Raw genomic sequence first — 10,309 nt, 5'->3', positions numbered from 1 at the left:
GGACACAAGACGTCGCCATGCCTCCCTCAACCCGAGCGAAGCCATGCCTGACCAGCAGAAATCAAGGGATCAGGTTCGGTTGAGATACGGCTTCTTACCTCAGCGGTGTCGTCCATGGCCCATATCGTCCACACCTCCGAGGCACACGGCATCGACGCGGGCGTGATGCGCGCGGCAGAAGGTCTGGCCCGCCGAGCCGTCGGTCAGGGCCACGGCACTGACGGGTTCATACGGATCGCCGAGCTCCTGGGCCGTCGCTGAGGAAGACCCGCGGTTCCGGTGACGGGCGGACCTCAACTCTTGACGGCCTCCGCGATCTGCAGGGCGGCCTGGGCGGGCGTGAGGTGCGTGGTGTCGACGACCTCAGCCTCGTCGTGCAGCCACGTGCGGGCCGCCTCGGCGTAGGGCGCGAGGTGTTTGAGGCGGAACGAGGAGGGGCCAAGATACGGTGTCCCCCTCGATGCGCCCGCGGAGGGTGTCCTGGTCAGCGTGGAGGACGAAGTGCCGTACCGGAATGGCGTGTTGGGCGAGGCCCATGCTGATCTCGCGCCAGTACTGCTCGACCGGTCCGCACCGTCCGGGCGAGCTCCGTCGGCTACTGCCGGGCCTCAGTGAGAAGGTGCTGACTCAGGCGCTCCGCGAGATGGAGACCGACGGACTGGTGCACCGGGAGGTGCACGACGAACTTCCACTGAAGACCGTGTACTCCTTGACCGCGTTCGGTCGGGAACTCTCCGAGGCGTTGGCTCCCCTCTCCGATTGGGGCCACCGCCGCTTGGAGAAGCTCGCCGAGACCCAGTCAGCCTCCCGACCCATCACATCGCCCCCCACGTCTCACCAGGATCCCGCGGACCTCCGGCCGGCCTCACCAGGGTCGCCCGGCCACCGCCCGCCGCCAAGTACCCACAAAAAAGTGGCTACTGCGGGTTCCGGCGCATCCCCAGGCCACCCCACTCGGCGCTGACCTGGTACGGCGACCGTAGGCGGCCGGGCCTGGCGGTGGCTCGGGAAGAGCGTGACAGATCAGCGAATGGCCAAGGCTGACTGAGACACGCGATCAGATGGCTCAGCTGGACCGAGACAGACTCATTGGCGGAACGGGTCAACGACTTCTGTGTCCCGTCTCGCTGAAGCCGAGGCAGGGCGGTGCTCTGACCTGGGGTGCCTCGGATTGAGCGAGATTCGGAGGGCTGAGTTGTCTCACTCAATCAGAGGCATCGATGCAGGGTCGCTGTGCTATTCAAGGGCAGTGACGACTTCCAAGATCTCCAGCAGGCCCTTCGACGCCGTGCTGTGCGACCTCGACAACGTGATCCGCTTCTATGACACGACGGAACTGGCGAGCCTGGAGCGTGGTGCCGGGCTGGCGGAGGGAACGACCGAGAAGGTGGCATTCGCTCCGGAGATAGACCTCCCACTGCTCCTCGGTGAGATCACCATGGGGCAGTGGGTGGAGTCCATCGTGGTCGGCTTGGCCGGTCAGGTGTCGGAGGTCCAGGCGCGTGAGCTGGCGACCGCGCTCGCCAATGCGCCGTTCAGGGCCGACGGCGTTGTGGTCGACATGCTTGTTCAGGCGCGGGCGTATGTGCCCTTGGTGCTGGTGACCAATGCGACGGTGGAGCTGGAGGACGATCTGGCGTTGCTGGGGCTCGCGGATTTCGCCGACCACGTCGTCAGCAGTGCTCGGGTGAGGGTGGCCAAGCCGGACCGGAAGATTTATGAGATCGCGGCCGGCCAGGCGGGGGTTGCCGTGGACCGATGTCTCTTTGTGGATGACCGACTTGAGAATGTGGAAGCCGCGGTCGGGCTCGGGATGACCGGAGTGCACTATCGCGAACCTGCTGATCTCCGTGAGGCATTGGGCGTCTTGCTGGACCGTTGAGACAGGTTGGGTCATCTGCCTCGCTCAGGTTCGGGGTGCGACGTACTTGGCCGTGGCGTCGATGAGCGAGTTGAACTTGCTGCGGATCCACGGTCCTGTGAGGGTGCGGGGCTTGTAGTCCAGATGGAAGGACTCCTCGAAGGCGGCGTAGGTGCCGCCGGTGATCTGCTTCGCTTTGCGGTCGAGTTCTGGTTGCAGCGCCAGCGCCATGACGAGCTGGGTGAGCAGGGCGATGCGGGGATAGGCCGCGGCTCTCCGGAATCGTTGGACTGGGCCGAACCGGTTCGGGAGGTCGTCCGGGTCTGGACGGTAGATTCGCTCGAAGGTGCCTTCGCTGTCCTTTCGGACGAGCGCCCGGTGGTCTATCTCTCCCCAGAAGCGTTCGCAGAGCTGATAACATAGGCCAAAAGGACGGCCTCTGTATTTCAGCTCCAGCCGGTTCAGAACGATCTGGGCCCGGACGACTTCGGGAGCGTTCTCCAGACTGATCTGCCGTTCGGGGTTCACCTTGCCGCAGGCCAGCCAGCGTCGGTGTCGGATACAGACGTTGTCGTGGAATCCGCGTGTGTGCACGTAGATGGGCTCACCACTGCTCCCGGACCGCCAACCACAAAGGTCGCAAGCCCGACGAATGAGAAGATTGGAGCGTCCCTGAGGCTCCGGTGCGATGCCCGGATCGTAGTGACGAAGCTCTGGGATGGCCCAAAGGAGTGCCTTGCGGGGGTGACCGCTGAGCAGTTCCAGCTTCTCCAGCTCGTCGAGCTGACAGAGCAGCCAGCGCGAAGGTGTGCGGACCGTGCGGAAGTCGGGCAGCTGGTTCGCGGTAGCGAGGCGCTGCCGGTAGGAAATCAAGGTTTCGTTGGGGAACGGCGTGACCGGGTGTGGCAGTGGCCGCAGCAAGGCGGGCTTGAACGGCAGCGACTTGACGACCGCGGGCCCTCTTTGTCGGTTCATCCGGCTTCCCTGTCCCCGCCCCGGAATTGTCGCTCGCTGGCGTAGTCGACGTGGATGGAGTTCAGCTGCCGGCGGGTGATGCGTTCGCTTCCGTCAAGGATCGCGGAGATGGCTGCGGCCCGGATCAGGTGCGAGAGGCTGCCGATCATTCCGTTCGTGCGCTGGTAGAGGTATTTGTGCAGGTCTGGCAGTCAGCCCTTGTCAAGATCAACGTGTTCGCTGCGTTTCGACGTAGGCGAGGGGCACGCCTTCCCTGTCGGAGAACTCAAGCCTGCCGGGCTGGGTGTTGGGCACGCTCAGGGCAGTGGTGCCTCGTACAAACTGGCCGGGCTGTGGATCCGGCGCGTTGACCAGGTCGTCGGCCCGCTGTCCGAGGTCTTCGCATTCGATCCCGAGCGTGATGTCGAGGTTCTTCGCCTCGCCGTCCTCGCCGATCCAATCGGCTTGGGAGAAGGGGTACGTGTCGAGCTCCGTGGAACCCGTATTCTTGATCTTGAACTCCAGGCAGACGAACTGCTCGCCGGGGTCAGCCGTGGTAGACGCACCCGTGTCAGAGTCAGTGACAGAGGTGGCGGTCCTCATGCTCGCCAGCGTGACGTCCGCGGTGCCCTCTGGGACATCGAACAACGCACTGGCGCTCATCACCACGGAGATGGTCTTGCCCGGCGTAAGGGTGGGAGCAGAAGGCGATTCCTGAGGAGATTCCTGCGGCGATTGGGCCTCTTGCTGCTGCCTTTGCCACTCACTCCCCTTCTCGTTACTGCCACATCCAGCGAGCACAGCGATCGTTACGCAGCACGCCAAGATCCAGTGTGTCGGCCGTACCGAGCAGGCGGAGTACTTCCTCATGGCACGCTCCCCCTTGCTGATGAGCAGCACCTTTACCCCAGATTGCACCTAGCGCGACCGCGTTGCAGCCGCGAAGCAGCAGGAGAGGTGATCGCTGCCGTAGCGCTCGGGTTTGGGGGTGCGGGCCATGAGCCGGTTCGCTGCGTCCTGGACGGTGAGTTGGCCGTCAATGACGGCGGCGACCACTTTGGTGATGGGCATCTCGACGTCGTTGCGGCGGGCCAGGTCGAGGATGGCTTTGCATGACTTGACGCCCTCGGCCGTCTGCCGGGTGGCGGCGGTGGCCTCCTCGACGGTCATGCCCTGTCCCAAGTGTTCGCCGAAGGTGCGGTTGCGGGACAGCGGGGAGGCACAGGTGGCGTGGAGGTCGCCGACGCCGGAGAGGCCGGCGAAGGTGAGCGGGTCGGCACCGAGGCGCTCGCCGAGGCGGGTGGTCTCGGCGAGGCCGCGGGTGATGAGGAGGGCTTTGGCGTTGTCGCCGAGGCCCATGCCGCCGGCAAGGCCGATGGCGAGCGCTATGACGTTCTTCACGGCGCCGCCGAGTTCGCAGCCGATGACGTCGGTGGCGGTGTAGGGCCGGAAGTACGGGGTGAGGCAGGCGGCTGGGAGGGTCTTGGCGGCGGCCTCGTTGGTGCAGGCGATGACGGAAGCGGCGGCCTCTCTGACAGCGATCTCGCGGGCGAGGTTGGGGCCGGAGATGACTGCGACGCGCTCTTGGGGGATGCCGGTGACCTCGGTGATGATTTGGCTCATTCGTAGGCCGGTGTCGGTCTCGATGCCCTTCATGAGGCTGACGACCACGGCGTCGTCGGGGATGAGGGGTGCCCAGGAGGTCAGGTTGGCGCGCAGGGTCTGGGCGGGGATGGAGACGATGACGTGGGCAGCGCCGTCCAGGGCCTCGCGTGGGTCGGTGGTGGCGCGGAGCGAGGCGGGGAGAGCGACGTCGGGCAGGTAGGCCGGGTTGTGGTGGTGGCTGTTGATCGCGTTGGCGATTTCGGGGCGGCGGGCGTGCAGCGTGACGGTGTTGCCGGCGTCGGCCATCACCATCGCCATGGTCGTGCCCCACGATCCGGCGGACAGCACGGCGACCTGGTTCATCCTGCTGTTTCTCCTTCAGTGGTGTCTGGCGAGCCTAGCGGGCGGCCGAGGGCTGGGTGCGGTCCGGCGCAGCGTGACGATGACGGCGCGGCGGTTCTCGAGGCGGGGCAGCATGCGGTGCGCTTCAGCCAGCATGTTGGCCGCTTGGTCGTGACCGAGTTCGCGTCGCAGGTCGTCTTCGTGGGCGATCCAGAGTTGGTACACGCGGCGCCACAAGTCCGGTTCGTTTCGTCGCCTGTCGATGTGCTCGACCGTGAATCCGGCCGAGCGCGCCTGGGATCGGAGGGTGTGGCGGACGGCGACGGGCAGGACGCGGGTCATGACGGCGCGGCCGCCGGGGGTGAGGATGCGGTGGAACTCGTTGAGCGCCGCGGCGCGATCACTGGCGTTGAAGAGGGCGTCGACGCACAGCAGGCCGTGAGCGTGCGCGTCTCGCAGTCCGGTGGTCTCCAGGCTGCCGACGGTGAACCGTGCGCGGTCGGCCGGGACGAAGTCGTGTCGGCGCTCGGTGGCGAGTCGGATGGCGGTGGCGGAGACGTCGATGCCGACGAGTTCCACGTTCAGGGCGCGCGCCAGCCACAGGCCGGCGCCGCCGGTGCCGCAGCCGAGGTCTGCGAGGACCTGGCCGGGGCGCAGTTGCAGTCGGGCGACCAGGGTGCCCAGGAGCGTCCAGTCGCAGGAGCTGTTGGGGGCGACTTCGGCCGGGTAGGCGTCGCCCATCGCGTGCGCGTACATCTGGGAGACGAGGGAGCTGGCGGCGCGGGCGGCGTGGAAGTTGTCGTAGTGCGCGGCCTGTTCGCGTTCGCGGTCGGTGAAGGCGGTCATCGGGGAACCGCCCTTCGGGTGCGGGAGCGGGCGCCGGGAGCGATGACCTTCACGGCGGCGAGCGGGTCGTCCGGACTGGAGAGGGTCACGGCGATCGGCTCGTGGCCGGTGACGGTCTGGATGCGTGAGGCGATGTCTGGGACCTGGTCGGCGAAGGCCTCCTTGATTTCGGGCCCGTTCGCCGCGTGGCGCCAGGGATTCAGGGCCGCCCTGGGCTGCGGGGTGGGCTGGCTGGTGTCGAAGACCTCATCGCGGGAGGCGAGGTCGTCGCGCGTTCCCGCGATGCAGGTGAGGCGCGACTGCGCGGCCTCGGTGATGGCCCGGGTCAGTGCGATGGCCGGGTCGGTGTGGCAGCCGGTGCCGGCGAACCAGGCCGGGTAATCCTCGGACCACAGGTATGCCAGGCACACCGGGATCCCGTACTGGCCTTCCACGGCGGCCAGTTCGAGGAGGACCCGCCGGTCTTGCAGGCGGTCGATGAGGGCGCGGGCATACGGGTCGTCGACGGTGGCCGGGTCGACGAGGCGACGCAGAGCGCCGTCGAGGGTCTCGTCCGCGTACAGCACGTCGCGTTCGATGACCTCGTACATCGCGTGCAGGAGCGCTTCGTCGCGTGTGTTGCCGCAGGCCAGGCCGGTGCTGGTGGCGCGCAGGACGTCGGGGGTCCACAGGGGCGGGGTACCCGGGAGATGACGCCAGTGGGGACGAGAGTGGGGCGGCCGGTGGTGAGCCCGGTTCCGGCCGTCCATTCCAGCGGGAGGCGCTCCAGAGCCGTGTGCGAGACGCGTACGGGCAGGGAGAGCAGCGGATAGGGCAGGCTGAGATCCCGGGCGGCGCCGTACTGGTCGACCGGTAACGGCTGTTCGGCGTGCCACAGTTCTATCGCCTCCACGGCGGCCGAGATCGCGGCGAGCCGGCCGGTGGCTCCCTTTCCCTGGGAGGCCGCGAGGGTGTGGGCGGCAGGGCGGATCGCGGTCCACACGGGCAGGCCGAGGTGGTCGAGGCCGGTCAGATCGGCGACGCGGATGATGCCGTAGCGGGGCAGGTGGGGGGCGAGGGCGGCCCAGGTGTCGTCTGGGGTGGCCGCCCGTACGGTCCCGTTCAGCCGGATCGTGTCAGCGGGCATCGGTGGTCGCCTCCGTTGCGGGCTCGAACGGCTGGGGCTGGTCGTCCAGGAAGCCGACCAGGAAGACCTTCACGCTTTCGACCGCGTGCGCGGCGCTGCGGAATCCGCGTGCGGCGGCCGCGTCCTCCACTCCGGAGGGCTGGCACTGCCACAGCTGCTGGAGGGTGCGCCGGGCCTCGCCGTCCTTGATGGTTTCGGGCATGAAGCCCGGGATCGCCCGGCGGGCGTCGGCGTTCGCGGCGAGGTAGCGGGCCACCGACGTACGGTCGGGGGCGCTCTCGTTCGCCAGCAACCGCTTCACGGTGTTCGCGTCGCGTACGTCGACGGGAATCCGGAAGACGGCGCGGACGGGCGGCGGACTGGGGTCTTCGCCGGTCAGTCGGGTCATGCGCTCGGCCAGCGGCATCCCCGTCTCGCCGTCAAGGTGCCGCGAGAGGTGGTCAAGGTGGTCGTGCCACACATGGGGGAAGTTGGGGTCGAAGATCTGCTGGTAGGCGATACGCAGCGCGGTGGGCAGCTGCAGGCCGTCGACGTGTTCGGTCGCGAAGTGCGCGCTCCAGCGGCGAAAGTAGGGCGTGTCCCAGTGCAGGCCGTCCGCCGGTGTCTGGGGCGCCGGCTCGATGCCGGACAGCGCGGCGCGCAGGGCTTTGAGGGCGTCGAGCCGCTTGAGGTCGCCGAAGTGAGGGTCCGCCGTGCGGCGTTCGCGGAGCCAGGTGGTGAGGGCGGTGGCGTAGTGGCGGTAGCAGATGGCGCGGATGGCGGGCGGGGTGCGGTGCGGGTAGTACAGGCTGCGGAACTCGTCGAGGAGCACTGCGGCCGTGTCCCGGGAGACGACGCCGTCCTGTACGGCGAGGTCGAGGGTGTAGCGGAGGTTGACGAGCGGCCACGTCAGGGCCTGCCGGTCGTCGTCCGGCTCCTGGCCGACGGCGACCTCGTCGTCGGCGGTGAGTTCGCCGGTCCGGTAGCGGTGGTAGATGCTGCCCATACCGCGCATGCCGAAGCGGTCCAGTTCGGCGGCGCGTAGGGCGCCGATGCTCGCGGCTCCCAGGACGCGGATCCCCCGTGCGAGGGTGGCGAGGATTTCCTTGTGCCGCAGGGCGGCCGCCTGGTGGTAGAGGCCGTCGATGATGACCACCGTGTCGGTGTCGGCGATCGTGTCGTCGAACAGGTCGCCGTGGCGTACGGGCGGCAGACGGCGTACGGACGGGTCGCTGAGTAACGGTTCGTCTCGGGGCAGGGTGGGCCCGGCGTATACGTGGATCATGAAGGGCTTCCGTTCGGGGCTGTAGGGGAAGTGCCCCTCGCAGTTGCTCCGAGGGGCACTTCCGTGGTGCTGGCACCGAGCCCGGTGGCGTCACACGGGTGGCGCCACCGGGCCGGGCTGACGTGTCAGATCAGCTGCCCGACCAGGGACTGGTCAGGGGCCTTCGTCCTCGACGTCCTCGATGCGTACGGCGCTGGACTGGTCGACGATCCCGGCGACGCGCAGCTCCCCACGCAAGGGGCTGTCCTGCGCGGCGATTTCCGACTTCGACTGCTCCACGGCTCTCCTCCTTCCTCCTGTTTGTACGGCGGGCGCAAGCGGGTGCTCGCGCCCGGTGGTGCCACGGACCGGTGAGGACCGGATCCGCCTGCCCGTCCTGTCGGACGGGAGGTCTGGGTGTGGGGCCGCGCCACCGCCTGCCAGCCAGCGGAAGGGGGCATGGCGGCGGCGCGGTCATCCGCTGGCCCCGCGGGGAGGTACAACGGGTCGGCGGGGTCGGGGGATTGAGTCAGCCGATCAAGCAGGTGCGTTCTCCTCGATCAGCTTTTCCGTCGTGTCTGCCGTCGCCGTCGCATCGAGGTATGGGGTGCGGTTCATACGGGCACCTCCCCCGGCACCAGGCGGGCTCGGACGGTCTTGCTGCGGCCGTCCTCGGCAAGGCTCCAAGTCACATCCGCCCCGAGCAGGCGAACCTCCCGCAAGCCGCGCCCCTTCTCACCGTTGATGGCGGCCCCACTGTCCCGGAACTCGGGAGACGGGTCCCGGACGTCGATGAGCAGTTCGTCGTCCTCGGTCACGGCCAGGAGCACGTCCATGTGGGCGTCGGACTCGTCGGTGGGCTGGGCGTGGACGACGGCGTTGCAGGCGACCCGGGCGAGGACTTCGACCGCCGTCACGATGTCCCCGGGCCACCCCAGAACGGTCAGATAGGTAAGGGCATCCGACCGCACCCGCCGCAGACTTGCGACGTCGTCGAGCCGGTACGAACGGAACCACTCGCGGTCGACGGGCGCGCCGGCGGCGGAGGGCGCCGTGTCGGCGCCGGCCTCGTTGTGCTCGTGCACAGCGCGTCGCTGTCCGACCTGCGGGAACACGGCGAACGCCGGTATGCCGAGCAGCCACACCCGCAATGCGGGGCGGTCCCCGGGGTTCCAGGCGATCTCCTGCTCGGCGGGGGCAACGACTCCGTTGGCCTCGCCTGCGTGCAGGGCTCGTTCGACGGTGCACCAAGCGGCACGATGGCGGCGCGGTGTGTCGAGCGGCGCCAGGTCATACAGCTCGTGCACGATCGTCCAGCCCTGCGCGCGGGCGAAGTCGCGCAGGGCTGTCAGCGATTTCGTCGCTATCTGCGAGTCGGAGTTGGCGGTGTAGAGGACGACGCGAGCGCTGTCGCAGACCGTGCCGACGACGTCGTACGGCGGCGCGACTAGCGCCGCCGATGCCGGCCGGGCGCTGTTGAGTTGGCGCTCGGTCTCCTCGCCGATCCCCGGTGGCGTGGGAACGGCGGGGGCGACGGCGGCGAGCAGGATCGTGCCGTCGGAGCTAGGGGAGAGCGCGGTGGTCATCTGTCTGGTCCTCGTGGAAGGTTGAGCGGCCGCGGAGGCTGCTGGCGGTGCTGATGAATCCGGGCATGATCGCGACGGCTTGTGTTGTCCATTCCTCACGCGGCTGTGAAGGCTCCGGGTGGGCGCGTGCCAGCCATTCGCGGATGGCGACGTCGGACGGACGCTGCGTACTCACTTCGCCCCCGTTCGCTGACACAGTCCGGCATCCGGCTGGTCGGCCGACGGTTCCTGCACGGGCCCCGCGGCAGCCTTCGTCAGCGGTATCTCCGCCCATACCGTCTTTCCGATGATCTCCTCCACGCTCCCCCAGCGCCCCTGGCATAACCGGTCTACGAGCAGCAGGCCCCGCCCGTTGTCGGGCAGCTGCTGCAGGGCCGTGTCCTCGCTCCGCTCGGAAGTGGCGGCGAGGAGTGTCGAGTCGGCGTCACGCACTTCGATGCGGACGAGACTGTCCAGCAGCCGCAGGGTGACACCGACTTCGCGGCCTTTGGGCGTACGAGCGTGGATCACCGCGTTGGTCACGAGCTCGGTCAGCACGGAGGTGACGTTGTCCACCACCTCCTGGTCCAGGCCCCAGCCAGCCACCACGCGCTCGGCGCGGCGGCGGGCGATCCCAACCTGCCGGCGGTGCGCGGGGTAACGGCAGCGGTCTGTAGTCGGCTCGGGCGGTTCCGGCATACGGATGCCTCCATGGCTCCGGTGACCTTCGGAAAAGCAGGCAGCTCGAAGTGATCAATTCTGCACAG

11 protein-coding genes and 4 pseudogenes are annotated in these 10,309 nt (G+C 68.3%); 3 read left to right on the top strand and 12 right to left on the bottom strand.

All coding sequences use genetic code 11. The features are described 5' to 3' along the window. Positions 1-90: 90 nt before the first annotated feature. Positions 91-261 (top strand): annotated as a pseudogene (locus tag ACFYO0_RS25965) (NAD(P)-dependent oxidoreductase); the annotation flags it as partial. Positions 262-293: 32 nt separating this feature from the next. Here the strand turns inward: ACFYO0_RS25965 and ACFYO0_RS25960 are convergent. Then, positions 294-564: pseudogene (locus tag ACFYO0_RS25960) on the bottom strand (ATP-binding protein); the annotation flags it as partial. On the opposite strand from ACFYO0_RS25960, the pseudogene ACFYO0_RS25955 reads away from it, so the two are divergent. Further along, positions 563-808: pseudogene (locus ACFYO0_RS25955) on the top strand (winged helix-turn-helix transcriptional regulator); the annotation flags it as partial. The pseudogenes ACFYO0_RS25960 and ACFYO0_RS25955 overlap by 2 nt on opposite strands. A 441-nt stretch (positions 809-1,249) precedes the next feature. Next, positions 1,250-1,882 (top strand): HAD-IA family hydrolase, encoded by a 633-nt coding sequence (locus tag ACFYO0_RS25950; protein WP_388680338.1) that lies wholly within the window; start codon positions 1,250-1,252, stop codon positions 1,880-1,882. Between the two features lie 24 nt (positions 1,883-1,906). On the opposite strand, the gene ACFYO0_RS25945 is transcribed toward ACFYO0_RS25950, so the two are convergent. From ACFYO0_RS25945 to ACFYO0_RS25895, 11 genes and pseudogenes are all read right to left on the bottom strand, one after another. After that, positions 1,907-2,836 (bottom strand): hypothetical protein, encoded by a 930-nt coding sequence (locus tag ACFYO0_RS25945; protein WP_388680335.1) that lies wholly within the window; start codon positions 2,834-2,836, stop codon positions 1,907-1,909. Next, a complete protein-coding gene (locus tag ACFYO0_RS25940) occupies positions 2,833-2,985 on the bottom strand; it encodes a hypothetical protein (protein WP_388680333.1) in 153 nt (50 codons plus the stop codon). Before ACFYO0_RS25940 ends, ACFYO0_RS25945 begins: the two co-directional genes overlap by 4 nt. A 58-nt stretch (positions 2,986-3,043) precedes the next feature. Beyond that, the gene (locus ACFYO0_RS25935) at positions 3,044-3,685 is read right to left on the bottom strand and encodes a hypothetical protein (protein WP_388680330.1); all 642 of its coding nucleotides are present in this window, start codon (positions 3,683-3,685) and stop codon (positions 3,044-3,046) included. A gap of 48 nt (positions 3,686-3,733) precedes the next feature. Beyond that, entirely contained in the window at positions 3,734-4,783 is a 1,050-nt protein-coding gene (locus tag ACFYO0_RS25930) for an NAD(P)H-dependent glycerol-3-phosphate dehydrogenase (RefSeq protein WP_388680327.1), read from the bottom strand. Positions 4,784-4,798: 15 nt separating this feature from the next. After that, on the bottom strand, positions 4,799-5,608 hold the full coding sequence (locus tag ACFYO0_RS25925; protein ID WP_388680324.1) for a class I SAM-dependent methyltransferase: 810 nt from the start codon (positions 5,606-5,608) through the stop codon (positions 4,799-4,801). Beyond that, complete coding sequence (locus ACFYO0_RS25920; RefSeq protein ID WP_388680321.1) at positions 5,605-6,357, bottom strand: YcaO-like family protein; 753 nt, start codon at positions 6,355-6,357, stop codon at positions 5,605-5,607. The genes ACFYO0_RS25925 and ACFYO0_RS25920 overlap by 4 nt, the downstream gene beginning before the upstream one ends. Further along, positions 6,351-6,734, bottom strand: a pseudogene (locus tag ACFYO0_RS25915) (hypothetical protein); the annotation flags it as partial. The gene ACFYO0_RS25920 and the pseudogene ACFYO0_RS25915, both read right to left, overlap by 7 nt. After that, on the bottom strand, positions 6,724-7,998 hold the full coding sequence (locus ACFYO0_RS25910; protein ID WP_388680318.1) for a TfuA-like protein: 1,275 nt from the start codon (positions 7,996-7,998) through the stop codon (positions 6,724-6,726). The gene ACFYO0_RS25910 and the pseudogene ACFYO0_RS25915, both read right to left, overlap by 11 nt. Positions 7,999-8,151: 153 nt before the next feature. Beyond that, positions 8,152-8,277 carry a hypothetical protein gene (locus tag ACFYO0_RS25905; protein ID WP_388680315.1) on the bottom strand — a complete coding sequence of 42 codons (126 nt, stop codon included), beginning with the start codon at positions 8,275-8,277 and terminating at the stop codon, positions 8,152-8,154. 314 nt (positions 8,278-8,591) lie between these two features. After that, positions 8,592-9,563 carry a hypothetical protein gene (locus tag ACFYO0_RS25900; RefSeq protein ID WP_388680312.1) on the bottom strand — a complete coding sequence of 324 codons (972 nt, stop codon included), beginning with the start codon at positions 9,561-9,563 and terminating at the stop codon, positions 8,592-8,594. A gap of 171 nt (positions 9,564-9,734) precedes the next feature. Further along, the gene (locus ACFYO0_RS25895) at positions 9,735-10,241 is read right to left on the bottom strand and encodes an ATP-binding protein (RefSeq protein ID WP_388680310.1); all 507 of its coding nucleotides are present in this window, start codon (positions 10,239-10,241) and stop codon (positions 9,735-9,737) included. Positions 10,242-10,309 lie beyond the last annotated feature (68 nt).

Origin of the sequence: Streptomyces sp. NPDC006365, from assembly GCF_042870755.1 — a bacterium.
GTDB lineage: Bacteria > Actinomycetota > Actinomycetes > Streptomycetales > Streptomycetaceae > Streptomyces > Streptomyces xiangluensis.
This window is presented reverse-complemented; position numbering and strand designations above follow the sequence as displayed.

Excerpts from the sequence above, each read along its gene's own strand:
- ACFYO0_RS25895 (WP_388680310.1), bottom strand. The coding sequence starts at position 10,241 with ATGCCGGAACCGCCCGAGCCGACTACAGACCGCTGCCGTTACCCCGCG.
- ACFYO0_RS25920 (WP_388680321.1), bottom strand. The coding sequence starts at position 6,357 with ATGGACGGCCGGAACCGGGCTCACCACCGGCCGCCCCACTCTCGTCCC.
- ACFYO0_RS25945 (WP_388680335.1), bottom strand. The coding sequence starts at position 2,836 with ATGAACCGACAAAGAGGGCCCGCGGTCGTCAAGTCGCTGCCGTTCAAG.
- ACFYO0_RS25940 (WP_388680333.1), bottom strand. The coding sequence starts at position 2,985 with ATGATCGGCAGCCTCTCGCACCTGATCCGGGCCGCAGCCATCTCCGCG.
- ACFYO0_RS25935 (WP_388680330.1), bottom strand. The coding sequence starts at position 3,685 with ATGAGGAAGTACTCCGCCTGCTCGGTACGGCCGACACACTGGATCTTG.
- ACFYO0_RS25900 (WP_388680312.1), bottom strand. The coding sequence starts at position 9,563 with ATGACCACCGCGCTCTCCCCTAGCTCCGACGGCACGATCCTGCTCGCC.
- ACFYO0_RS25925 (WP_388680324.1), bottom strand. The coding sequence starts at position 5,608 with ATGACCGCCTTCACCGACCGCGAACGCGAACAGGCCGCGCACTACGAC.
- ACFYO0_RS25910 (WP_388680318.1), bottom strand. The coding sequence starts at position 7,998 with ATGATCCACGTATACGCCGGGCCCACCCTGCCCCGAGACGAACCGTTA.
- ACFYO0_RS25930 (WP_388680327.1), bottom strand. The coding sequence starts at position 4,783 with ATGAACCAGGTCGCCGTGCTGTCCGCCGGATCGTGGGGCACGACCATG.